The organism is Streptomyces sp. NPDC046716, from assembly GCF_040645755.1.
Lineage (GTDB): Bacteria > Actinomycetota > Actinomycetes > Streptomycetales > Streptomycetaceae > Streptomyces.
This window is the reverse complement of record NZ_JBEYYU010000084.1, coordinates 1-23,876: the sequence shown is the minus strand read 5'-3', so window position 1 is coordinate 23,876 and position 23,876 is coordinate 1. Positions and strand designations below refer to the sequence as shown.

General features: G+C 72.9%; 20 protein-coding genes and 1 pseudogene. 13 read left to right on the top strand and 8 right to left on the bottom strand.

All coding sequences use genetic code 11. From position 1 onward, the window contains the following. Positions 1-16: 16 nt before the first annotated feature. On the bottom strand, positions 17-253 hold the full coding sequence (locus ABZ930_RS37760; protein WP_361558794.1) for a hypothetical protein: 237 nt from the start codon (positions 251-253) through the stop codon (positions 17-19). 172 nt (positions 254-425) lie between these two features. Here ABZ930_RS37760 and ABZ930_RS37755 point away from each other — a divergent pair, with 172 nt between their 5' ends. The 4 genes from ABZ930_RS37755 to ABZ930_RS37740 all read left to right on the top strand — a co-directional run bounded on the left by ABZ930_RS37755 (position 426) and on the right by ABZ930_RS37740 (position 4,476). Beyond that, the gene (locus ABZ930_RS37755; protein WP_361558792.1) at positions 426-1,022 is read left to right on the top strand and encodes a hypothetical protein; all 597 of its coding nucleotides are present in this window, start codon (positions 426-428) and stop codon (positions 1,020-1,022) included. A 115-nt stretch (positions 1,023-1,137) separates the two neighbouring features. Then, the gene (locus ABZ930_RS37750; RefSeq protein WP_361558789.1) at positions 1,138-1,356 is read left to right on the top strand and encodes an acyl-CoA carboxylase subunit epsilon; all 219 of its coding nucleotides are present in this window, start codon (positions 1,138-1,140) and stop codon (positions 1,354-1,356) included. 118 nt (positions 1,357-1,474) lie between these two features. Continuing rightward, complete coding sequence (locus tag ABZ930_RS37745) at positions 1,475-3,244, top strand: fatty acyl-AMP ligase (protein WP_361558786.1); 1,770 nt, start codon at positions 1,475-1,477, stop codon at positions 3,242-3,244. After that, a complete protein-coding gene (locus ABZ930_RS37740; protein WP_361558783.1) occupies positions 3,241-4,476 on the top strand; it encodes an acyltransferase domain-containing protein in 1,236 nt (411 codons plus the stop codon). Before ABZ930_RS37745 ends, ABZ930_RS37740 begins: the two co-directional genes overlap by 4 nt. Positions 4,477-4,509: 33 nt before the next feature. Here ABZ930_RS37740 and ABZ930_RS37735 read toward each other — a convergent pair whose 3' ends face one another. The 4 genes from ABZ930_RS37735 to ABZ930_RS37720 all read right to left on the bottom strand — a co-directional run bounded on the left by ABZ930_RS37735 (position 4,510) and on the right by ABZ930_RS37720 (position 9,010). Further along, the gene (locus tag ABZ930_RS37735; RefSeq protein ID WP_361558821.1) at positions 4,510-5,118 is read right to left on the bottom strand and encodes a response regulator transcription factor; all 609 of its coding nucleotides are present in this window, start codon (positions 5,116-5,118) and stop codon (positions 4,510-4,512) included. Positions 5,119-5,148: 30 nt separating this feature from the next. After that, positions 5,149-6,354 (bottom strand): histidine kinase, encoded by a 1,206-nt coding sequence (locus tag ABZ930_RS37730; RefSeq protein ID WP_361558780.1) that lies wholly within the window; start codon positions 6,352-6,354, stop codon positions 5,149-5,151. Positions 6,355-6,566: 212 nt separating this feature from the next. Then, on the bottom strand, positions 6,567-8,807 hold the full coding sequence (locus ABZ930_RS37725) for a TOMM precursor leader peptide-binding protein (protein ID WP_361558777.1): 2,241 nt from the start codon (positions 8,805-8,807) through the stop codon (positions 6,567-6,569). Beyond that, the gene (locus ABZ930_RS37720; RefSeq protein WP_361558775.1) at positions 8,804-9,010 is read right to left on the bottom strand and encodes a hypothetical protein; all 207 of its coding nucleotides are present in this window, start codon (positions 9,008-9,010) and stop codon (positions 8,804-8,806) included. The genes ABZ930_RS37725 and ABZ930_RS37720 overlap by 4 nt, the downstream gene beginning before the upstream one ends. A 313-nt stretch (positions 9,011-9,323) precedes the next feature. Between ABZ930_RS37720 and ABZ930_RS37715 the strand changes: the two genes are divergently transcribed. Together ABZ930_RS37715 and ABZ930_RS37710 are read left to right on the top strand one after the other, a co-directional pair. Then, positions 9,324-10,118, top strand: coding sequence for an AfsR/SARP family transcriptional regulator (locus ABZ930_RS37715; protein ID WP_361558772.1), 795 nt, complete (start codon positions 9,324-9,326; stop codon positions 10,116-10,118). A gap of 78 nt (positions 10,119-10,196) precedes the next feature. Continuing rightward, a complete protein-coding gene (locus tag ABZ930_RS37710) occupies positions 10,197-11,786 on the top strand; it encodes an acyl-CoA carboxylase subunit beta (protein ID WP_361558769.1) in 1,590 nt (529 codons plus the stop codon). Positions 11,787-11,795: 9 nt separating this feature from the next. Here the strand turns inward: ABZ930_RS37710 and ABZ930_RS37705 are convergent, their stop codons facing one another. After that, a complete protein-coding gene (locus ABZ930_RS37705) occupies positions 11,796-13,418 on the bottom strand; it encodes an AMP-binding protein (protein WP_361558766.1) in 1,623 nt (540 codons plus the stop codon). Between the two features lie 145 nt (positions 13,419-13,563). On the opposite strand from ABZ930_RS37705, the gene ABZ930_RS37700 reads away from it, so the two are divergent. The 3 genes from ABZ930_RS37700 to ABZ930_RS37690 all read left to right on the top strand — a co-directional run bounded on the left by ABZ930_RS37700 (position 13,564) and on the right by ABZ930_RS37690 (position 17,582). Continuing rightward, positions 13,564-13,998, top strand: coding sequence for a nuclear transport factor 2 family protein (locus ABZ930_RS37700; RefSeq protein WP_361558763.1), 435 nt, complete (start codon positions 13,564-13,566; stop codon positions 13,996-13,998). Between the two features lie 245 nt (positions 13,999-14,243). Next, a complete protein-coding gene (gene abc-f, locus ABZ930_RS37695) occupies positions 14,244-15,878 on the top strand; it encodes a ribosomal protection-like ABC-F family protein (protein WP_361558760.1) in 1,635 nt (544 codons plus the stop codon). Between the two features lie 78 nt (positions 15,879-15,956). Further along, entirely contained in the window at positions 15,957-17,582 is a 1,626-nt protein-coding gene (locus ABZ930_RS37690; RefSeq protein WP_361558757.1) for an ABC-F family ATP-binding cassette domain-containing protein, read from the top strand. Here ABZ930_RS37690 and ABZ930_RS37685 read toward each other — a convergent pair. Next, entirely contained in the window at positions 17,575-19,116 is a 1,542-nt protein-coding gene (locus ABZ930_RS37685; protein ID WP_361558754.1) for an AMP-binding protein, read from the bottom strand. The genes ABZ930_RS37690 and ABZ930_RS37685 overlap by 8 nt on opposite strands. Positions 19,117-19,253: 137 nt before the next feature. Between ABZ930_RS37685 and ABZ930_RS37680 the strand changes: the two genes are divergently transcribed. Further along, the gene (locus ABZ930_RS37680) at positions 19,254-20,087 is read left to right on the top strand and encodes a LuxR C-terminal-related transcriptional regulator (RefSeq protein ID WP_361558751.1); all 834 of its coding nucleotides are present in this window, start codon (positions 19,254-19,256) and stop codon (positions 20,085-20,087) included. 63 nt (positions 20,088-20,150) lie between these two features. Next, a complete protein-coding gene (locus ABZ930_RS37675) occupies positions 20,151-20,795 on the top strand; it encodes a LysE family translocator (protein ID WP_361558748.1) in 645 nt (214 codons plus the stop codon). A gap of 35 nt (positions 20,796-20,830) precedes the next feature. Here ABZ930_RS37675 and ABZ930_RS37670 read toward each other — a convergent pair whose 3' ends face one another. Next, a complete protein-coding gene (locus tag ABZ930_RS37670) occupies positions 20,831-21,949 on the bottom strand; it encodes a winged helix DNA-binding domain-containing protein (protein WP_361558745.1) in 1,119 nt (372 codons plus the stop codon). 118 nt (positions 21,950-22,067) lie between these two features. Here ABZ930_RS37670 and ABZ930_RS37665 point away from each other — a divergent pair, with 118 nt between their 5' ends. After that, a complete protein-coding gene (locus ABZ930_RS37665; RefSeq protein WP_361558742.1) occupies positions 22,068-23,207 on the top strand; it encodes a magnesium and cobalt transport protein CorA in 1,140 nt (379 codons plus the stop codon). Between the two features lie 151 nt (positions 23,208-23,358). Beyond that, positions 23,359-23,876: pseudogene (locus ABZ930_RS37660) on the top strand (molybdopterin-binding oxidoreductase); the annotation flags it as partial.

Below are 23,876 nucleotides of genomic sequence, written 5' to 3'. Positions count from 1 at the left end.
GCCCGACCGGCTCGGCTCAAGACGCGCTCAAGGTCGTGCGGCCAGAATCAGTCGCGTCGACCGGGATGGGCATGGTCAGCAGTGCGGCGGGCGGTGGCGCGGGCAAGGAGCGGTAGTACTCCTGGAGGACGTGGTTCTGTTCGGCGGGCAGCCACATGGAGCCGTAGGCCACCAGTGCGTTCCACACCGGCCGCAGCAGTCGCTCGAGCGTCCCTCGAGCCACACCGCCGCCGCTGTCTCCGATAGCGGGCATGTCGTGCCGTCCCTTCTGAGATTGGTCAGGGGTCACCTTCGCCCGGGCGACTCGCCGCAGCCTCGAGGAACTCTCGTACGCACGCCGCTCAGCGGGCACTCCAGCGCGGCTCCACCGGCCTGTGGTCGGATGCGCCCAGGCGGCATATGCCGGTATGGGGAGGGAGCTGCCGGTGTCCCAGCGTGATCCGCAAGTGACGGTGGTCGAGCGATATCCGGCCGCGCCCGCGGCCGCGCGGTTCGAGCGTGAACTCCTCGACCACGCGCGCCGCCGGGAGACCCGCCGCGGCTGTGTCTCACGGCTGACGGCCGTGCTGACCGGCCGCCGCGGCTATGTGCACATCGACCGCTGGAGCGGCCTCGATCTGCTGCTGCGCGTGGTGCACGCGACGCCGGCGCCCTCGGATCCCACGCCGTCGCACACCGAACTCCTGGTCAGCGTCGGCTCCGTGGCGGGCTCCGGCACGCCCGCGGGGGCGGCCCGGCTGGTCTTCGTCCGGGCCACCGTGACCGGCGATCCGGAGAAGTTCGAGCTGGCCTTCGGCGCCCTGGCCGGGGCGTGCCTGGCCGACGAGAGGTTCGGCGGCAGCGAACTGCTGCGCTCGGTCGCGGATCCGTACGCGTACACGGGCCTGCTGTGGTGGCAGGACGCCGAAGCCTACGAGCGGGACTGGGCCGGCGCTCCGCTCCTGGCGCGCCGCGCGGAGCTGGCGACGCTGGCGCACCTCACGGAGGAGCCGGCCGAGCCGCTCGGCCAGGGCGCGTTCTGACGGTTGCGTCGTCGGCCCGGATTCCACGGCACGCGAGGGCGGCACCGTCGGGTTCCAGCCGGAGCACCATCCGGCCACAAGCGCCTCTCGAGCGGGTGGCCGCACCATCGTCGGCATGGACGAGCCCACCGGAACACAACCGGTCTTCGCGGTGGTCCGCGGACGGCCGGACGAGGTCGAACTCGCCGCCCTCACGGCGGTACTGCTGGTACGGCTGCGCGGGTCGTCCGCACCGGACGACGCCCAGGAGGCCGCGGCAGGCGCGGCGCCCCGGGCGCCGTGGAGTGCGCGGCGCAGGCCGCGCCCGCGCGTCGGCTGGTCGGCGCCCGCCTGACCGGCGGGCCGCGGACCGGCGACGCTCCGACAGTCCTCGCGGCGGTGGGCGCACCGCGGCGACGTGGGTGACGCAGACGACGGGGGCGTCACGCCCGTACGACACGCAGGGGGTCCACGTGACAAGCCACGACAACTTTACCGAACTGATGATCGAACGGGCCGCACGGCATCCGGAGCGCGAGGCCCTGCTCCTTCTGCCGGACGACGAAAGCCGCGGCCGGCCGGCCGCGGTCACCTACCGGGCGCTCGACGCGAGCGCCCGGCGGCTCGCGGGACGGCTGCTGACCGACGGCGCCGCGGGCGAGCCGGTCATGCTGCTGCACACCGCGCCCGGCCAGTTCGCCGTCTCCTTCCTGGCCTGCCTGTACGCGGGCGCGATCGCGGTGCCGGTGCCGGCCCGCGGCGGCCGCAGCCACCACGAGGAGCGGCTGGCCGGAGTCCTGCGGCAGGCCTCCCCCCGGATCGCCCTCACCGACGCGGCCCTGGCCCCGGACGTCTCGCAGCTGCTCGCCCGGCACGGCCGCGGCTCGACTCCGTGTCTGGCCGCGGACGCGGTGAACGGGCAGGGCGACTGGCAGCCGCCGACGAGCGGCCCGGACGACGTGGCCTACCTCCAGTTCACCTCCGGCTCCACCGGCAGCCCGCGCGGCGTCGAGATCACCCACGGCAACCTGCTCGCCCAGCAGGAGGCGCTGGCCGGACTGCTCGGGGCCACTCCCGGCACCCGCATCGGGGGCTGGCTGCCGCTCCATCACGACATGGGCCTGGTCGGCCAGTTGCTGCATCCGCTCTGGCTCGGCGCGACCTCCGTCCTGCTCTCCCCGGAGTCGTTCGTGCGGCGTCCGGCGCGCTGGCTCGAGGCCATCACGCGGTACGGGATCGAGGTGAGCGGCGCCCCCGACTTCGCGTACGACCTGTGTGCGCGCCGGGTCACCGACGAGGAGGCGGCCGGGCTCGACCTGTCCGGCTGGCGGGTCGCGGTCTCCGGCGGCGAACCGGTGCGGGCCGAGACCCGCCGAGCCTTCGTGGAGCGGTTCGCGGACGCGGGCCTGCGCCCCGGGGCACTGCGCGGCGCGTACGGTCTCGCCGAGGCGACCCTGCTGGTCGGCGGCGCCTCGGCGGGCGGCGAACTCGCGGCGGACGAGCAGGAGTTGGAGCAGGGCAGGCTGACCGCACCGCGGCCCGGCCGGGCCGGCCGCACGCTGGTGCCCTGCGGCGAGGCGACGGACCGGGTGCTGATCGTCGACCCGCAGAGCCGGACCGTGCTGCCGGACGGGCGGATCGGCGAGATCTGGGTGGGCGGCCCCACGGTGGCCCGCGGGTACTGGCGCGACCGGTCGGCGACCACCGGGCAGTTCGGTGCCGTGACCGCGGACGGCAGACGCGGCCTGCTGCGCACCGGCGACCTCGGCGTCCTGTCCGACGGCCTGCTGTACGTGACCGGCCGCCTCAAGGACGTCATCGTGGTGGCGGGCCGCAATCTCTACCCCCAGGACCTGGAGCGCACCGCCCAGCGCGTGAGCGCCCTGTTCGGCTCGGGCAGCGCCTTCTCCGTACCCGGCGACTCCGAACGGGTCGTCCTGGTACAGGAGTTGCGCACCCATCAGCGCTACACCCTCGATCTTGACGGGCTCGCGCAGGACGTGCGCCAGTGCCTGACCGAGGAGTTCGAGATACCGGTGGCGGGCGTCCTGCTCGTACGGCAGGGCACGGTCCGGCGCACCACCAGCGGCAAGGTCGAGCGCGCGGCGATGCGCAGGCTGTTCCTGGACGGCGGGCTGCAGCCGCTGCACCAGTACCTGGCCGACGATCTCGCCGCGGCGGACGAGCGGGAACCGGCCCGCGCCGGACGGACGTTGCAGACAACCCGAGCAGGCAGGATGTGACTGAGGTGACCCCCGACCTCCCCGACGAGCAGTCCTTCGCCACCTGGCTGACCGAGCGGATCGGCGCTTACGCGGGGCGGCGGATCGACCCCGCCGAGGAGGTGTCCGCCTGGGGGCTCGACTCGGTCACGCTGCTCACCCTGTTCGGGGACATCGAGGCCGAGTTCGGGCCGCTGCTCGAACCGGCGGACATCTGGTCCCACCCGACCGCCATCGACCTCGCCCGCTACCTGGCGCTGCGCCAGGGCCTGCGCCGGCACGGCGGCCGGGTGCGTCCGGCGCTGGTGTTCACCGGGCAGGGCTGTCAGCATCCGCGGATGACGGCCGGTCTGCACGAGGGCCTGTCCGGCTACCGGCGCCACCTGGCCGCCGCCGACGAGGCGATCGCCCCGTATCTCGGGCGCTCGGTGCGCGAGTTGATCCTCGACGGGGACGAGCGGGTGCACCAGACCGCGCTGACCCAGCCCGCACTGTTCGCGGTGGGCTACGCGCTGGCGATGACGCTCCTGGAGGACGAGGGGGTGCGCCCGGTGGCCGTCCTCGGGCACGGCACCGGCGAGGTCGCGGCGGCGGTGGTGGCCGGCGCGATGCCGCTCGACGACGCCGCGCGCCTGGTCTGTTTCCGCGGCGCCTACACGCAGTACCTGCCCTCGGGCGGCGGCATGATGGCGACCTGCGCCTCCCCGTTCGAGGTCGCGGACGCGCTGGCGGACGAGCCCGAGGTGTCCGTCGGGGCGTTCAACGCGGCCCGGGCCACGGTCCTCTCGGGTGCCGTGGACGGTCTGGAGCGGGTCAGGTCCCGGCTGGCCCGGGTCGGCATCGCCAGCACCTTCCTGTCGGTGAGCCACGCCTTCCACTCCCCGCTGATGGAGCCCGCGATCTCCAGGTTCGCGGAGGCCGCCCGGCACCTGCGCACCGACCGGCCCACACTGCCGTACTACTCGACCGTGCACGGGCGGCAGTACGACGGAGTGCTGGACGCCGGCTACTGGACCGCCCAGCTGACCGCGCCGGTCCGGTTCGCCGACGCCGTCCGCCGGATGCTCGCGGAACGCACGCCCAGCCACGTCGTGGAGATCGGCCCGAAGGCCGTCCTCACGCCCTTCCTGCGCCGGATGGCCGGCCGGCAGGGCTCGGCGTGCCTGGCCGTGTGCCGGGGGCCGAACAGCAACGCGGTGGATCTGGCGGGGGTGCTGTCCACCCTCGACGCCGGCCCCCTGGCCGAGCGCTGAACCGATTCGCCGAGGGGGCCGGCCGGGCGGCCGTCAGGGGATCCAGCCGGCGTCCTCGGCTATCCGTATCGCGTCGATGCGGTTGCGGGCGTTGAGCTTGTCGACGACGGACGTCAGGTAGTTGCGCACCGTCCCCTGGGTCAGGAAGAGCTGGTCCGCGATCTCGGCCGCGTCCGCGCCGCGTGCGGCGAGCCGCAGCACCTGCGTCTCGCGCGGCGAGAGCGGATTGTCCCGGGCCTCCCAGGCACTGAGGGCGAGTTCGGGATCGATGACCCGCTGTCCGACGGCGACCGCGCGCACCGCCTGGGCGAGCCGGGACGGCGGCGAGTCCTTCATCAGGAATCCGCTGACCCGTGCGGCCAGCGCCCGGCGCAGCGTCCCCGGCCGCCCCAGGCTGGTCAGCATGAGCGTGCGGCACTGCGGCATCCGCTCGTGCAGCTCGGCGGCGGCGGTCAGGCCGTCGGTGCCGGGCAGGTCGATGTCGATGACCGCGACGTCCGGACGGTGCTCGAGCGCGGACGGCACGATCAGGTCACCGCGGTCGACGGACGCGACGACCTGGAGGTCGGGCTCCAGCTCCAGCAGCGCCACGAGCGCACCGCGCACCATGTGAACGTCCTCGGCCAGCAGAATCTTCACCAGCAACAAATCTTCCCCCGTTTGTCCACGTGCTCAACCAGCGCGCTGTTCCGACCAATTCGCCTCGGCCGGGGCTGCTGGATGCCCTCCTTGCAGGCACAGTTCCGGTGGTTGCTCCTCCCCCTTCGACGGTCGCAGCGGGGCCGCGGCCGTCAGCCGGAACCGGCCACCGGCGACGGGCCCGGCGGTCAGCTCTCCGCCGATGGCGCCGAGCCGGGCGCCGAGATTGCCCAGGCCGCTGCCCCGGTCGCGCGACCCGATCCGGTTCGCCACCGGAGCGCCGTCGTTGACGAGATCGAGCCGGACGCGGTCGTCGACCACGGCGACGTCGATCGTGCAGGCCTGCACCTTGCTGTGCCGCAGGATGTTGGTCACGCCTTCCCGCAGCGCGGTCGCCAGCACGGTGTCGACCAGCGGATGGAGCCTCCCGACGTCGGCGGTCAACCGTACGTCGATGTCGGCCGCCGCCAGCACCTCGGCCACCGAACGGGCCTCCGCGCTCAGCGACATGTCCCGGTAGCCGCTGGCCACGAGCCGCACGTCGGCGAGGGCCTGCCGGGAGATCTGGAGCACGGTGGCGACCTCGTCCCTGGCCCGCTCCGGGTGGACCGTGACCAGCCGGTGGATCAGCTCGCTCTTGAGCGTGATGGCGGACAGGCTGTAGCCGAGCAGGTCGTGCAGGTCCCGCGCGAAGCGCAGCCGCTCCTGCGTGACCGCCATCCGGGCCATCTCGGCGCGTGCCTCGTGGACTTCGCGGACCAGGTCGGTCAGCCGCGTCAGGCCGTAGATGACCAGTCCGGTCAGGGCGCTGGAGATGATGAGGTACGCCGACTGCGGTCCCGGCACGCCCGTGGCGAGGGCCCAGCCGAGGATCACCAGCGGGATGCCGATGTAGCAGGCCCAGGCCACCCGGCCCGGCAGCAGCAGGAGCACCGAGGCGGCCAGCGGGCCCGCCATGCTGCCCCAGGAGACACCCAGCCACGCCAACGGGCAGAGGGTCAGCACCACTTGGACGCCGAGGGTGAGCGTCTTGCGCCGCATCGACCAGCGCCGGGCGCCCGGCGAGGTGAGCGCCATCTGCACGGCGTAGAGGACCACGAGGGCGCAGATGGAGACGACGAGTGGTGCCGTACCGGCCACCGCGTTGCGGACGTTGAGCAGGGTGACGACGCCGTATCCGAAGATCGCGACCGAGCTGATGACCTGTGCCAGGCGGGGCACCAGTACCGGCCCGTTCATCCCGTCACCGTCGACCACCTGCGCCGGCCTGCCTCCGCCGCTCTCCGGACCGTGTGCTTCCGCTCCGCCCTCGACCGGATGAGCATCATGACCCGATGTCCGGAAACTGCCAGGCATGTGTCGACTCCTGGGGTGTAAGCAGGGAGCGTGCGTGACCGCACTATAAGCCGACACATGCCTAGCCCGGGAAATTTGCGGACTCTTTACATCCTCTACAACAGCAGGGGAACGGGGTTGAGTTGGTCGTAGGCGGTCGGCCGGTCGAGTTGCCCCAGAGAGACCGGTACGTCGTACAGCCGCCCCGGCGCGTACCGGGCGTAGAACGGACGCAGCCCGGGGACCAGTACCTTCACAGCCGGAACGGCCACGTCCGGGCGGGTCTGGTCGAGGATCAGCAGCTCCATGCCGTGCGCGGCCACGAGGGCGCCGACGGCGTCGACGTCCGCGCGCAGGTCGTCGTTGCGCACGGGTGCGGGCCAGGCCGACGGGCCGCGGCCGCGCTGACCGGGATCCGGCAGCAGATGGGGCCGCACGGGCGCGCACGGGGCGTGGCCCGCGGCCGCCGCGGGCAGCATCTGGATCATCTCCGTGAGGGCCCGCCGCAGCGCGGTGGCCGGGTCGAAGTGCGCGCCGAAGCCGTAGACGACGTCCGGGGTGGTGCCGCGCGCGCAGCCGGAGGCCGCCATGACGACGGGGATGCCGAGATCGGAGGTGAGGTCGAGGGCCCAGACCTCGCGACCCGCCCGGTGCAGGCGCTCGCGCAGCGGGGTCAGCCAGGGCGCGTCGAAGGCGTCGAGGTCGATGCCGGGCAGACGCAGCCGGTTGTACCACCACAGCGCCACGGCGTCCCGCTCGACGAGCTCGAGGAAACCCTGGACGACGGCGTCCTCGAGACTGCTGCCGGCCGCGTTGCCGTTGGAGTCCGCCCACAGTCCGTCCGTGGCGCCGGAGTCGAAGTAGAGCGTGGAGGTGGGCAGCAGCCGGCGCTTCCCGTCCGGCGTCCACACCGGGGTCCACCGGATCGGCGCGTCCGGGTCGAGGGGCCGGGACACGTGGTGGAAGGGCGTGTGGGCCTGGTTCCAGCGGTCACGGTCGGCGAACTGCCGCTCGTGGAAGAGCTGGTAGGCGTTGGGGTGCAGGGCGGCGTCGCCGAGACCGCGCAGGGAGTCGGTGACCGTGCACTCGTCGCCCTGGAGCGCACCGCAGTAGCGCTCCACGGCCTCGCACAGGGCGCTCACCCTGGCCTCGACGGCCGTCACGCCCTTGCCCGAGCTGCGGGACCGCTGCACGCGCCGCACCCCGGCGGGCGAGTGGCCGCGCAGCGCCAGGTTGGGCCCCGAGTCGTAGGCGTGCAGACCCTCGGGCAGTCCGGTCATGGGCCGCACCTCGGTCACGATGCCGGTGACCGGGCCGATCAGGTGACGGTGCCGGCTCAGCATCTCCCGCGCGGACAGCGCGCGGTCGTTGCCGCCCGTGTCCCGGGCCTTGGGGCGGTGTTCGAGCCGCACCGGCCGCTGCGCCCGCTCGGCCATCAGGCCGGGGTCGCCGCAGTCCGGGCACTGGGGCCGCCGGCGCACGGGGTGGTGGGTGGCGCGCAGGGTCAGGCTGTCCAGGACGCTGACCTCCTGCTGCTGTGGGCCGCGCAGTCCGGCCAGCCACTTGACCGTCTCCAGGACGGCGCTGTGCAGTCCGATGGCCCGCACGGCGGCGAGGGACGGCGAGAGGTCGCCCGGGTGGGCGTCGAGCCCGGCCGCCCGGCGCATCTCCAGTTCGGCGCCGCGGTGGGCGCGCAGCCGGTGCGTCAGGCACGACCAGCAGGCGGTGTCCGCGGCCGGGTCGAAGACCGGGCCCGTCCACGGCTCGGCGGCGAACGGCCGCGCCAGGAGCCAGGGACGCCCCGCGGCACGCAACCGCGCCTGGACGGCGGCCAGTTCGGGGGCGAGATAGTCGTCGCACAGGACGAGCGCGAAGGCGACGTCGCTAGCGGCATCCGTCTCCGCGTCCGCGTCGGTCAGGCTGATCCCGGAGGCCCGGCAGGCCGCCCGGGCCTGCTCGGCGTCCACGTCTCCGACGCAGATCAGCGCCACCCGCCGGGCGCGGACCGCCGTGCCGGCCAGCGCTCCGTCGAGCCCGGCACGGTCCCAGTACGCGAGGTCGGGCCCCGGCTCGGCCTCCGCGCCGTGCCGGTATCCCACGAGATTGGCCTCGGCGAGCCGGCGGACCGCGAGGCCCACCTGGTCGACGGGCATCGCGGCCGCCGCGTCGCGCAGCAGCTCCGACAGGGTCCGGCTGCCGTCGAGCAGCGACACCAGCGCCTCGGCACCGGCCCCGCGCACGGCGGTCACCTCACGGTCGGACCACATGAAGACGGCTTCACCCGGTACGGTCACGGTCCGTACGTGGCGCTTGAGCGCCACGTACGGACCGGGCACCGAGGTCTGCGCCTCGGTCACGCGCCCACCCGCAGGTCGGCGAAGGCCGCTATGCACACACACCAGTCGGCCGGGCGGTTGCCGGGGCCGCTGAGGCTCTCGACGGAGAGGAACGACCCGTCCGTCTCGACGAGGGGTGACTCGATCCGGCCGGCGGACACGGGCTCGAGCCCCTCCCGGGCAACGCGATGCGCGAATCTGAGCACTTCTTGGGTGGTGTTCACGCCTACTCCTGGGTCTAATCAGCGAGCGACTGGGCAACCGGAACCCGGGCAGTGGTAAGACGAAGGTCTCCCCGCCGAGGTCCGAGGACTGCGCGGCGCCGGATGGGACCGGTTCGGCGCCGCGGCGAGAGTCTGCGTCCGGAACTGACCCGTCCGTCAGTGCGAATCTCACTGGTGACCCATGACTTTTTCATGAATGCCGTCGTGTGTGGGTCACTGGGAGCGGACCGGAGCCCGTGGCAACCTCAGCCGTTGAGTTCGTCAGGGCCGCACGATCGCCGGCGGCCGTGGCCCAACGGGGAAGAGGACACTGATGGAGATTCAGATCCTGGGGTCGCTCGCCGCGCACGAGCGCGGCACCTCGGTCGTACCGAGCGCGGCGAAGCCTCGCCAGCTCCTTGCCCTGCTCGCCCTCCACGCGGACCAAGTGGTGTCCGTGCCGACGCTGATGGAGGAGATCTGGGCGGAGAACATTCCCCGCAGCGCCTCGACGACGCTGCAGACCTACGTGCTGCAACTGCGCCGCAGAATCACCGCGGCGCTCGACGGCACCGGCGAGCGCGACGCGAAGGACATCCTGGTCACCCGGTTCGGCGGCTATCTGCTCGACCTCGGCCCCGGGCACGTGGACGCCCACGAGTTCGAGCGGCTCGCCACGGCCGGCGGTACGGCCTTCGGCCTCGGCGACCACCGCACGGCGGCCGATCTGCTGCGCCGGGCGCTCGCGCTGTGGCAGGGTCCCGCACTGGTCGACGTACCGACCGGGCCGGTGCTCGACCTGGAGGTGCTGCGGCTCACCGAGGAGCGCACCATGGCTCTGGAGCGGCGCATCGAGGCGGATCTGCGGCTCGGTCGGCACACCGAGGTGGTGCCCGAGCTGCGGGTGCTGACGGCGCGCAATCCTCTGCACGAGGGATTCTGCGCCCAGTTGATGCGCGCACTGCACCATTCAGGGGGCAGCTGGCGCGCGCTCGAGGCCTACCAGCAGTTGCGCGGCCATCTGGTCCGCGAGCTGGGTCTCGAACCGTCCCACGCCCTCAAGGAGCTGCACCAGGCGGTGCTCACCGGCAATCCGAACCGCGCGCTGCACCCGGCCGTCGCCGACTGACGCGGCGGCCCGCTCGGGTCGAGCGGTTCTCCAGAGGACGTGCCGGGCCCTTTGAGCGGCCGTTCCTACCGTGGCCCGATGACGACCTTCGACGAACTGCTCGCGCACGCGCCCGCGCCCGATCTGCGGCGCTCCACCGACGAGTTGAACCGGCTGAAGGAGGAGCTGAGCCGCGGCCCCGACCCGGAGGCCACCCGGCGCCAGCACGCCAAGGGGAAGCTGACCCCCGCCGAACGCCTCGGCCTCCTCTTCGACGAGGACACGTTCACCGAGATCGAGCCGCTGCGCCGGCACCGCGCGACGGGCTTCGGCCTGGAGAACCGCACCCCGCACGGGGACGGTGTGGTGATCGGCTGGGGACTCGTGCACGGCCGCACGGTCTTCGCCTACGCGCACGACTTCCGGGTGTTCGGCGGTGCGCTGGGCGAGGCCCACGCGGAGAAGATCCACAAGGTGCTCGACCTGGCCGAGGCGGCCGGGGCGCCGGTGGTCGCGCTGAGCGACGGCGCCGGGGCCCGCATCCAGGAGGGCGTCATGGCGCTCGCCGGATACGGCGGCATCTTCCGCCGCAACACCCGCGCCTCGGGCGTGATCCCGCAGATCAGCGTGATCCTCGGCCCGTGCGCCGGAGGGGCGGCCTACTCCCCCGCGCTCACCGACTTCGTGTTCATGGTGCGCGGCACCTCGCAGATGTTCATCACCGGCCCCGACGTCGTGCAGGCGGTGACCGGCGAGCAGATCTCCCACGACGGTCTCGGCGGGGCGGATGTGCACGCCACCGTCTCCGGGGTCGCCGGCTTCGCCCACGACGACGAGGCGGAGTGCCTGGAGGACGTCCGCCATCTGCTCTCGCTGCTCCCGCAGAACAACCGCGAGCTGCCGCCGGCCGCCCGCGGCGACGACCCGGCCGACCGCCGCACGGACGCGCTGCGCTCGCTGGTCCCGGCCGACCCGCAGCAGGCGTACGACATGCGGGGCGTGATCGAGGAGATCGTCGACGACGGCGAGTACTTCGAGGTGCACGAGGGATGGGCCCGCAACGTGGTGTGCGCGCTGGCCCGGCTCGACGGCGAGGTGGTCGGCGTGGTCGCGAACCAGCCGTCGGCGCTCGCCGGGGTGCTCGACATCCACGGGTCGGAGAAGGCCGCACGCTTCGTGCAGACCTGCGACGCCTTCAACATCCCCCTGGTCACGCTGATCGACGTGCCCGGGTTCCTGCCGGGCGTCGACCAGGAGCACGGGGGCATCATCCGGCACGGCGCGAAGCTGCTGTACGCGTACTGCAACGCGACGGTGCCGCGGATCTCGCTGGTGGTGCGCAAGGCGTACGGCGGCGCCTACATCGTGATGGACTCGCGCTCCATCGGCGCCGACCTGTCCTTCGCCTGGCCCACCAACGAGATCGCGGTGATGGGCGCGGAGGGCGCGGCCAACGTGGTCTTCCGCCGGGAGATCGCCGCGTCCGAGGACCCGGAGGCCACCCGCGCACGGCTGATCAAGGAGTACAAGGCGGAGTTGATGCATCCCTACTACGCGGCGGAGCGCGGGCTCGTCGACGACGTCATCGATCCCGGGGAGACCCGGGCCGTGCTCATCCGCTCGCTGGCGATGCTGCGCGCGAAGCACAGCGCGCTGCCCGAGCGCAAGCACGGCAATCCGCCGGTGTGAGCCGGGTCGTCACCCCTCCCCGTACCCCTCCCGGAGCTCGATCTTCCGTACCTTGCCGCTGACCGTCATCGGGAACGCGTCGAGGAGCCGCAGCCGGCTCGGCACCTTGTAGTGCGCGAGCCGGTCGCGGCAGTACGCGCGCAGCTCGTCCAGGGTGAGGGGGTCCGCCGGGTCCCGCAGGATCACGCAGGCCAGGACCTCTTCCCCGTACTTCTCGTGCGGCACCCCGACCACCTGGACGTCGGCGATCCTCGGGTGCCCGTACAGGAACTCCTCGATCTCGCGCGGGTAGATGTTCTCGCCGCCACGGATGATCATGTCCTTGATGCGGCCGACGATCTGCGCGTACCCGTCCTCGCGCAGCACCGCGAGGTCGCCGGTGTGCATCCACCGTCCGGCGTCGACGACCTCGGCGGTCTTCTCGGGCTCTCCCCAGTAGCCGAGCATGACGCTGTAGCCGCGGGTGCACAGCTCACCGGGTTCGCCGCGCGGCAGGGTGACGCCGGTGACCGGGTCGACCACCTTGACCTCGATGTGCGGCAGGACGCGGCCGACGGTGCCGGTGCGGCGCTCCAGGTCGTCGTCGCGGCGGGTCTGCAGCGAGACGGGCGAGGTCTCGGTCATGCCGTAGCAGATGGAGACCTCGGCCATGTGCATCTCGGCGACGACCCGCTTCATCACCTCCACGGGGCACGGCGAGCCCGCCATGATCCCGGTGCGCAGGCTGGAGAGGTCGTAGTCGGCGAAGTCCGGCAGGTTCAGCTCGGCGATGAACATGGTCGGGACGCCGTACAGCGAGGTGCACCGCTCCTCCTGCACGGCGCGCAGCGTGGCCGCCGGTTCGAAGGACGGGGCGGGGATGACGATGCAGGCGCCGTGCGAGGTGACGCCCAGGTTGCCCATCACCATCCCGAAGCAGTGGTAGAAGGGGACGGGCAGGCACACCCGGTCCTGCTCGCTGTAGCCGACCGTCTCGCCCACCCAGAAGCCGTTGTTGAGGATGTTGTGGTGGGAGAGGGTCGCTCCCTTGGGGAAGCCGGTCGTGCCCGAGGTGTACTGGATGTTGATCGGGTCGTCGCAGGACAACTCGGCCTCACGTGCGGCCAGTTGTGCGGGGGTCACCGCTTGCGCCGCTCCGACGAGCGCGTCCCAGCTGTGGTCGCCGATGAAGACGCGCTGGCGCAGTTCCGGGCATTCGGGCGCGACGCGGCGCGCCAGCTCGCGGTAGTCGGTGCCCTTGTGCCCGGGGGACGCGATGAGCACGCTGACGCCCGACTGCCGCAGCACATAGCCCAGCTCGTGTTCCCGGTAGGCCGGGTTGATGTTCACCATGATCGCGCCGATGCGCGCGGTCGCGTACTGGACGAGCACCCACTCGGGGCAGTTGACCGCCCAGATGCCGACCCGGTCCCCCTTGGCGACGCCCCGCGCGAGCAGTCCGCGCGCCAACTCGTCGACGGCCGAACCGAATTGGCCGTACGTCCAGCGGCGCCCGCTCGGCACGTCGACGAGCGCCTCGCGGTCGGGCCAGGCGTCGACGGCGCGCCGGAGATTGGCGCCGACGGTGTCGCCGAGCAGGGGTGTCGCACTGGTGCCGTGCGCGTACGAGACTGCGGTCGAGGGGGCGGTCACCGGCGGTCCTCCTTGAGTACTCGGCGGGCGGGCCATGCGCGGGCCCGCCCCACGAGCAACTTAACGGCGCCCGGGCCGAGTTCGTACCCCCTCGCCACCGGGCGTTCCGGCAGGCCGCGGCGGATGATCGTCTACGCTCGCGGACATGGACACCTCCGCGGACGCCTTCGCCGTGACCGGCCTCATCACCCGGTACGCGGAACTGGTCGACACCGGCGACTTCGCCGGGGTCGGCGTGCTGCTGGCCGAGGCCGTGTTCATCGGCAGCGGCCCGCCCGTGGAGGGCGCCGAGGCCGTCGAGCGGATGCTCCGGGACAGCGTGATCCTCTACGAGGACGGCACACCCCGCACCCACCACGTGACGACCAACATCGCCGTCGAGATCGACGAGGCGACCGGCACCGCCTCGGCCCGCTCCTACGTCACGGTCTTCCAGGAGCTGCCCGAGCTGCCGTTGCAGCCGGTGGCCGCGGGCCGCTACCGGGACCGCTTCGCCCGCCGCGACGGGCGCTGGCGGTTCGTCGAACGCCGGGTGCGCATCCATCTGGTGGGCGACGTGAGCCGCCATCTGCGGGGCTGACGAACGGCCGTACCGACGGGGTGCCTGCTAGGGTTTATGTGATCTGTTGTATGCGAACAGTCTGTGAGCGAGGAGTGGCAGTCGTGGCGGGTGACGACGACATCTCCGGGTGAGACCCGGTTCTGACAGGCCACCGGAGGGCGCTGAGAGAGCGCCGAGCCGGAGTGGCCCGTTCGTCGTACCCCTTTTTCCCACGCCGCTCAGGGCAAAAATCTGCCTGCCCGCTCTTCCGCGAGGTCACTTCCATGTCCGACGCCTCCATCGTCTGCTCGAACCTCTCCTTCGCCTGGCCCGACGACACCCCCGTCTTCCAGGACCTCTCCTTCACCGTCGCCCCGGGCCGCACCGGCCTGGTCGCGCCCAACGGCTCCGGCAAGAGCACCCTGCTCAAGCTGATCGCGGGCGAGCTGAAGCCCACGGCGGGCTCCGTCTCGGTCGACGGCACGCTGGGCTATCTCCCGCAGAGCCTGCCGCTGACCAGCGGCCTCACGGTCTCCGAGGTGCTCGGGGTCGCGCCCGTCATCCGGGCCATCGACGCCGTCGAGTCCGGCGACGTGGGCGAGGAGCACTTCACCACCATCGGCGACGACTGGGACATCGAGGAGCGCACCCGCGCCCAGCTCGACCGGCTCGGGCTCGCCGGGCTCGCCCTGGACCGGAGCCTGAGCACGCTCAGCGGCGGCCAGGTCGTCTCGCTGGGCCTCGCCGCCCAGCTGCTGAAGCGGCCCGACGTGCTGCTGCTCGACGAGCCGACCAACAACCTCGACCTGGCGGCCCGGCACAAGCTCTACGACGTGCTGTCCGACTTCACCGGCTGTCTGCTGCTGGTCAGCCACGATCGGGCGCTGCTCGACCGCATGGAGCGCATCGCCGAACTCGGCGGCGGTGAACTGCGCCTGTACGGCGGCAACTTCACCGAGTACGAGGAGGCCGTGCGCGGCGAGCAGGAGGTCGCCGAGAAGAACGTGCGCAACGCCGCGCAGGAACTGAAGCGCGAGAAGCGGGAGATGCAGCAGGCCCGCGAGCGCGCCGAGCGCCGGCAGAGCAACGCCGCCAAGAACCTCAAGAGCGCCGGGCTGCCCAAGATCTTCGCCGGGAACATGAAGCGCGGCGCGCAGGAGGCCGCGGGCAGGTCCGGCACGATGCACGCCTCGCGGGTCAGCGAGGCCAAGGCACGGCTCGACGAGGCGGGCCGGGCCGTCCGTGACGAGCAGCGGCTGATCCTGGAGCTGCCGGACACCCAGGTGCCCGCCGGACGGAACGTCTTCATCGGCGAGGCCCTCCAGGCCCGGCACGACGGCCGGCCGGTGTTCGCCGACGGCGGCGTCGACCTGACCGTGCGCGGCCCCGAGCGGATCGCGCTGACCGGGCCCAACGGAGCGGGCAAGACCACGCTGCTGCGGCTGATCACCGGCGACCTCGCGCCGGACGGCGGAGAGATCAAGCGGGGTGAGGGCCGGATCGCGTATCTGTCGCAGCGGCTCGACCTGCTGGACCCGGAGCTGACGGTGGCGGAGAACTTCGCCGCGTTCGCCCCCGAGCGGCCCGAGGCGGAGCGGATGAACCTGCTGGCCCGGTTCCTCTTCCGGGGCGCCCGCGCGCATCTGCCGGTCGGGGTGCTGTCCGGCGGCGAGCGGCTGCGCGCCACGCTGGTCTGTGTGCTGTGCGCGGAGCCCGCCCCGCACCTGCTGCTGCTCGACGAGCCGACCAACAACCTCGACCTGGTCAGCGCGGGTCAGCTGGAGAGCGCCCTCAACTCCTACCAGGGAGCGTTCATGGTGGTCAGCCACGACGAGCGGTTCCTCACCGAGATCGGGGTGAACCGCTGGCTGCGCGTGGCCGACGGCACGCTCCAGGAGAGCGGCGGCCCCGAGGTGTGACCGGCCGGTGTGCTCGATGGCCCGCGCCCGAGGCTGCCGCCCGGCGGGCCGCCCCTCGATCGCATCGGACGGTTCCCCGTGTCAAAGACCGCTCTGCTCGCCCATGACGTCGTCCGGATCCTCGGGGACCGGCGCGTCCTCGACGGCGTCGGCCTCACCGCGTCGCCCGGCCACCGCATCGGCCTGATCGGTGAGAACGGCGTCGGCAAGTCCACCCTGCTGCGGGTGCTGGCCGGCGTGGACGCGCCCGACTCCGGGAGCGTCGAGCGCCCCGACGACCTCGGCCTGCTGCACCAGGAGATGCCCTTCGACCCGGCGACCACCCTCGACGAGGTGCTGGACGAGGCGCTGCGCGAGGCCCGCGAGGACCTCGCCGAGCTGGACCGGCTCGGCGCCGAGCTGGCCGCCGTCCCCGAGGACTCCCCCGGCCATCAGGACCTCCTGGAGGCCTACGGCCGGCGGCTCGAACAGGCCCAGGACCGGGAGTCCTGGGACGCCGACCGGCGGGCGGCCCTGATGCTGGGCGGCCTCGGTCTCGGGGCGCTCGGCCACGACCGCACCCTCGGCGGGCTGTCCGGCGGGCAGCGCGGCCGGCTCGCGCTGGCCGCGCTCCTCGTACGCAGGCCGTCGGCGCTGCTGCTCGACGAGCCGACGAACCACCTCGACGACGAGGCCGCCGCGTTCCTGGAGGAGCGGATCCGGGAGCTGCCCTCGGCCGTGGTGATCGCCAGCCACGACCGGGCGTTCCTGGACGCCGTCTGCACCGATGTGATCGACCTCGACCCGGCGGTGGACGGCCCGGTCCGCCACGGCGGCAACTACAGCGCGTACCTGGGCGAGAAGCGCGCCGAGCGGGCGCGCTGGGAGCGGCGGTGGGCCGAGGAGCAGGAGGAGCTGGTCCGGCTGCGCCACGCGGCGGGCGTGACCGCGCACCGGGTCGCGCCGGACCGGGGGCCGCGCGACAACGAGAAGATGGGCTACGGCCACCGGGCGGGCCGGGTCCAGAGCCAGGTCTCGCGCCGGGTGCGCAACGCGAGCCGGCGCCTCGACGAGCTGGAGCACGCCCAGGTCGCCGAGCCGCCGAGCCCGCTGCGGTTCGCCGCCGGGGAGCTGGCCGCGCCCGCCGCGGACGATCCCCGGCCGCTGGTGGAGCTGCGGGACGCCCGGGTGCCCGGCCGGCTCGCGCCGACGGGCCTCGAGGTCGCGGCGGACGACCGGCTGCTGGTGACGGGCGGCAACGGCACGGGCAAGTCCACGCTGCTCGCCGTGCTCGCCGGACGGCTCACCGCGGAGGGCGAGCGGCGCGTACGGCCGGGCCTCACGGTGGGGCTGCTCGCCCAGGACACCGTGTTCGACCGCCCCGACCGGACGGTCGCGGCGGTCTACGCGTCCGGGGTGGGGGCGGCCCGGGCCGACCGGGTGCCGCTGCTCTCGCTCGGCCTGATGCACGCGGCCGACCTCGACAAACCCGTCGGACAGCTCTCCGTCGGACAGCGCAGGCGGCTCGCGCTGGCGCTCCTGGTGGCGCGCCCGCCCCACCTGCTGCTGCTCGACGAGCCGACGAACCATCTCTCGCCGCGCCTGTGCGACGAGCTGGAGGAGGCCCTGGGCAGCGGCCCCGGCGCGATCGTCGTCGCGAGCCACGACCGGTGGCTGCGGCGCAGGTGGCAGGGGCGCGAGCTCCGGCTCGGGTCGGTCAGTTGACCCCCCGGTCCCGCCCCTCCCAGTACGGCTCCCGCAGCTTGAACTTCTGGATCTTGCCCGTCGCCGTACGGGGGATGGCGTCCCGGAACTCCACGGTCGTCGGCGCCTTGTACCCCGCCACCCGCTCCTTGCAGTACGCGATGATCTCGGCCTCCGTCACCGTGGCGCCGTCCACGAGCACCACCAGGGCCTTGATCGTCTCGCCCCACTTGGCGTGCGGCACCCCGATCACGGCGACCTCCGCCACCGCCGGGTGGCTGAAGACGGTGTCCTCGACCTCGATCGACGACACGTTCTCACCGCCGGTGATGATGACGTCCTTCTTGCGGTCCGAGATCGTCAGATGGCCGTCCGCCGGGTCGACGGTGCCGCCGTCACCGGTGTGGAACCAGTCGCCCTCCAGCGCCGCGGCGGTCTCCTCCGGCTTCTCCCAGTAGCCGTCGAGCACGACGTTCGACCGGGCGAGGACCTCGCCGGAGTCGGCGACGCGCAGCTTCACGCCCAGCGCGGGCACCCCGGCGCGCGACTGGCGCCGCGCCCGGTCCTCCGCGGGCAGCAGGGACTCCTCCGGCCGTGCCCGGTTGAAGGTCAGGACCGGGGACGTCTCCGTCAGGCCGTAGATCTGGGTGAACTCCCAGCCCAGCTCCTGCTCCACCCGCTGGATCATGCGGCTCGGCGGCGGGGCGCCCGCGCACACGATCCGCACCCGGTCGCGGCCGGGGATCGCGCCGTCCCAGCCGGCCGCCGCGTCGAGCACCGCGTTCCACACCGCGGGCGCGCCGCACATCAGCGTCACCCCGTGCTCGTCCACGCGCCGCAGGATCTCCGTCCCGTCGACCTTGCGGAGCACGACCTGCTTCATGCCGAGTCCGGCGGCGACGAACGGCATGCCCCAGCCGTTGCAGTGGAACATCGGCAGGGTGTGCATGTACACGTCCTGCTCCCAGGCCCGGGTGTGCAGGCCGAAGGTCAGCCCGTTCACCCAGATGTTGCGGTGGGTGAGCTGGACGCCCTTGGGGCGCGCGGTCGTGCCCGACGTGTAGTTGATGGTGGCGGTGGCGTCCTCGTCGGGGGCCGACCAGGGGCGCGGCTCCACGCCGAAGCGCATCAGCTCGGTCTCGGTCTGCTCGCCGAGGACGAAGCGGTGGGCCGTCTCGGCCTTCGCGCTGACCTCCTCCACCTCGGGGTCGACGAGCAGCACCGAGGCGCCGCTCTGCCGGACCACGTACTCGATCTCCTCGGCCTTCAGGCGGAAGTTGACCGGCACGGCGATCCGGCCGCTCATCGGCACCGCGAACAGCAGCTCGAGGAGGCGGGACGAGTTGTGGCTGAGCACCGCGACGCGCTCGCCCTCCCCCACGCCGAGCGCGTCGAGACCGGCCTGCCAGGCCCGTACCCGCTCGCCCAGACGCCCGTACGTGGAGGTCGGCACGGGCGTGCTCGGCTGATCGGGTTCGTCGATCACGCCGGGACTCCGGGCGAATCCCAGTTCGGCCCGGTCCAAGAAGTCGCTGATCGTCATCGGAACACGCATCGTTCTCCCCTGCTCCCTGGGTACCCGCGGCGCCGCGGCCCCGGCCCTTGCGGACCGTGTCTGACATCGTGTAGTCCGTGACGCGGATCTCACCACCCCCGAACGGGGGTGAACAGAGCACAGCAGGGAGATCGAGGGTGAGCGCGGACATCTCCGAGGCGGTGGAGTTGCGGACGGCGCTGGTGCGGCTGCGCCGGGGCACCGAGCTGCCGGTCGCGTTCGGCGGGCTGACGGCGGGCCCCGGACAGGTGCGCATCGGCGAGCTGAGCGGCGCGGCGACCCATTCGCTGCGCGGACTCGCGGTGGCGACGGGCAACGGGCTCGGCGGCAAGGCCCTCTCCCTGGCCCGGGCCTGCGCGGTCACGGACTACCACGACTCGCGGCACATCAGCCACGAGTACGACACCGCCGTCGCGGCCGAGGGCCTGCGCTCGGTCCTCGCGGTGCCCGTCGTCGTACGGCGCCGGGTGCGGGGCGTGCTGTACGGCGCGTTGCGCACCGCCCAGCCGCTCGGCGACCGGGTGCTGACCGCGGCGCTCGCGGCGGCCCGTGACGTGGAGCAGGCGCTGGTGGTGCGGGACGAGGCGCACGAGCTGCTGTCCGCGGCGAGCGCGCCGGCCGCCGAGGGCACCGGGGCGTGGGAGGAGGTCCGCGAGGCGCACGGGGCGCTGCGCGCTCTCGCCCCGAGGATCGTCGATCCGGCGCTGCGGGACGAACTCCTCGCGGTGTGCGGCAGGCTGGCCCTGGCCGGGGCGCCGCCCGAGCGGGAGGCGGCCCTCACGCTCGCGCCCCGCGAGGTCGATGTGCTGGCGTGTGTGGCGGCGGGCGCGACGAACGCGGTGGCGGCCGAGCGGCTCGGCCTGCGCCCCGAGACCGTCAAGGGCTATCTGCGCTCGGCGATGCGCAGGCTGGGGGCGCACACCCGTGGTGAGGCCGTTGCGCAGGCGCGGCGGGCGGGGCTGCTGCCGTAGCCGGTCGGGCCCGGGCCGATTGTCGGTGCCGTGGTCTTCAATGGAGGACGAGGGGGTGGGCGCATGGTGTCGACGGACAGATTTCTGGCTTTCGCGGCGATGTCGCTGCTGGTGATCGTGATTCCGGGCCCGAGCGTGCTGTTCGTGATCGGGCGGGCGCTCGCGCACGGCAGACGCACGGCGGTGGCGACGGCGCTGGGCAATCTCGTCGGGTCGTATCTGCTGGTGGTGGCGGTCGCCCTCGGCGTCGGTTCGCTGGTGGAGCGGTCGGCGGCGCTGTTCGTGGCGGTGAAGCTGGCGGGCGCGGCGTACCTGGTGTACCTGGGGATCCAGGCGTTCCGGCACCGGCACGCCCTGAAGACCTCGGAGCTGCGCGGCCCGGCGGGGCCCGCGAAGGGCACCGGGCGCACGGTGGCCGACGGGATCCTGGTGGGCGTCACCAACCCGAAGGGGATCGTGTTCTTCGCGGCGGTGCTGCCGCAGTTCGTGAACCACGACGCGGGGCGGGTCCCGCTCCAGATGCTGCTGCTCGGTCTGATACCGATCGGCATCGGCCTGGTCACGGACACGCTGTGGGGGCTGACGGCGTCGGCGGCGCGCGACTGGTTCGCGCGCTCGGACCGTCGGCTGTCGATGATCGGCGGGACGGGGGGCTTCGCGCTGATAGGGCTCGGGGTGACGGTGGCGGCGACGGGCCGCGCCGACTGACTTCTGCGGTGCCTGTGGCTCAGGTGCTCAGGTGCTCAGGTGCGTACGGTGCCGAAGTCGACGGTGACCGGTCCCGGAGCCTCAAGGACGGTGGCGGTGCGCTCGGCCTCCGCGACGAGTTCTTCGCGCTGGGCGCGGGTGAGCGGCCGGAAGGGTTCGAGGGTGAGCACGCTGCCGGTGCCCTCGTCCTTGGCGCCCTTCGGCTCCTTCAGGGTCCACAGGCCCGCGAGCATCCCGTCGACGAGGAAGGTCAAGTAGGCGGTGTTGACCTGCCAGTTGCGGCCCCGGTCGGCCTCGGCGACGACGCGGGTGCGGTCGGCGTGCGAGAGGAGGAGGTTGTCGAACTCGGCGAGCAGCCGCGGGGGCGCCGGAGTGTCCTCGTCGGGCCGCGACGCGTCGGGGAGGTCGAACAGTTCCACGCCGTGCTCGTCGCGGAACGTCACGAGCCGGGGCCGCAGCCGCTCGAAGGCTTCCTTGGTGCGGGTGAGGCCGGCCCACTGCTGGAAGTCCTTCACGGAGGCGGGTCCGAAGGCGCCGAGGTAGCGCAGGATCGTGGCGTCGGGAGCGGGCGTGGGCGCGGTGGGCAGGTCCAGCCAGCGCTCGGCCGTGGTCAGGCGCACGCCGCCGCTGCGCCGCCACAGGCCGCGCGGGGTGGCCTGGACGAGCGGCAGACCGGCGCGGGCCGCGATCATCAGGGCCTGCGGGTCGGCGTCCGGCCACTCGGCGAGGAGCAGCCGGCGGATCTCCGTCGGGGTGCGCGGCTCCTCCTCGACGTACGGGCGGGTCAGGGCGGTGAGCCGGTCGAGGTCGACCCCGTGGAGGCCCTTGCGGAAGAGGCGCAGTTCGCGCTCGCGGGCGGGCTGCACCAGGGGGCGCAGCGTCATGCAGTCCTCGGCGGTGTGCAGGTGGATCGTGGAGCGCATGGTGACGATGCGGGCGACGCGCCGCGCGGCGAGGGCGTCGGAGAGGTCGGCGGGCGTGAAGCCGTCGAGGCGGGCGGCGAGCGCGAGGTAGGGCGGGCGGACCTCCTGTGCCTGGAGTCCGACGAGGTGGGCGACGGCCTCCTCGGCCTTCATCGGGCTGCGGCGGAGCAGGAGTTGCCGCTCCAGGGTGGCCCGGCCGAGGGCGCGCGCGGTGATCGGCTTCGTCGTCATGAGGGGACGGTAGCGGTCGATGAGGTCATCTTCTGTCCGCGATGCCGCTGCCCGGGCAGGTGGCCTCCGCTGGTTAGGCTGCGCGGGACCCCCCTCGCAACACCGGAAGGAGGCGGCGATGCCGCGACGGCAGGATGGACGCCGCTACACCTGGCGCCGGGGCACGGACCCGCGCCCGCCGGCCGGATCCCCCGCCGCGCCCGACGTGGAACCCGCCGCGCCGCAGGATCCGCCGCCCGACAGCGTGGTGCACACGGCGCTGTACCGGGACGGGGTGCGGGTGGCGAGCCCCACGTCGCTGACGGACACGTACCGTCAGTTGCGCGAGATGCCGCGGACGACGGCGTGGATCGGTCTGGCCCGCCCCACGGAGACGGAACTCAAGTCCCTCGCGGCCGAGTTCGATCTGCATGAACTGTCCGTCGAGGACGCGCTGGAGGCGCATCAGCGGCCGAAGCTGGAGCGGTACGGCGAGACGCTCTTCGTCGTCCTGAGCGCGGCCCGCTATCTCGACGCCGCCGAGGAGGTCGACTTCGGCGAGCTGCACGTGTTCGTCGGCGCGGACTTCGTGATCACGGTCCGGCACGGCGCGGCACCGGACCTGTCGGCGGTGCGCCGCCGCATGGAGAAGTCCCCCGACCTGCTCAAGCTGGGCCCCGAGGCGATCCTGTACGCGATCCTCGACGCGGTCGTCGACGGCTACGCCCCGGTCGTGGACGGCGTCCAGAACGACATCGACGAGATCGAGACGGAGGTCTTCTCCGGCGCCCCCGAGGTGTCCCGCCGCATCTACGAACTCTCCCGCGAGATGGTCGAGTTCCAGCGCGCCACCCGCCCCCTGATCGGCGTACTGCACGGCCTGATGGCGGGCTTCGCCAAGTACGGCACGGACGAGGAGTTGCAGAGCTACCTGCGCGACGTCGCCGACCACGTCACCCACACCAGCGAACGCGTCGACGGCTTCCGCCAGGCCCTCACCGACATCCTGACGGTGAACGCGACCCTGGTGACCCAGCAGCAGAACGCGGAGATGCGGGCGCTGGCGGAGGCGGGGTTCGAGCAGAACGAGGAGATCAAGAAGATCTCGTCGTGGGCGGCCATTCTCTTTGCTCCCACACTCGTAGGGACCATCTACGGCATGAACTTCGAGCAGATGCCCGAGTTGGGCTGGAGCTTCGGGTACCCCTTCGCGATCGGCTTGATGGGGGTGGTTTGTGTGAGTTTGTACGTGATTTTCAAGCGGCGGGACTGGCTCTAGAGGCCGGCCGGCTCCCACTCGCGAGCCCCTGCCCGCAGGCCCGAGACGGCCTTTGCCGTTCACGTCTGCTTGCCATGGCCGCGGGACGGCGCTCCACGCCCAATGGCGTGAACGGACCAATCCGGGCGCGCCACCAGAACGGATTCCGGTCATGGACGACGACGCACGACACCCGCCGCCGCGCGGCATCAAGCGCCTGTCGCTCGGCGCGCTGAGCGGCCTGCTCGCCGGATACGCGGCGATCGCCGTGGCGGAACTGGTCTCGGCCGCGGTGCGGCCCGAGTCCGGTCCCGTCATCGCGGTCGGCGGCGCGGCGATCGACCGCACCCCGCCGGCCGTCAAGGACTGGGCGATCCGGAACTTCGGCACCAACGACAAACTCGTCCTGCAACTCGGCATCCTGGCCGTCCTCACCGTGCTCGCCCTGGTCCTCGGGGCGCTGGCCACGCGCTGGCGGCTGCCCGGTTCGCTGGGCGTGCTCGCGTTCGGCGTGGTCGGGGCGCTGGCCGCCACCGGCCGGCCGGACTCCACCAGCGCCGCCGACGCCCTGCCCTCGGTGGCCGGCGCCGCCGTCGGCGCCGGGCTGCTGTACTGGCTGACCGGACGGCTCGGGCACCCGGAGCGGTCCCGGGAACCGGACGCCGCGCCCGCGGAGGCCGACCGTGCGGA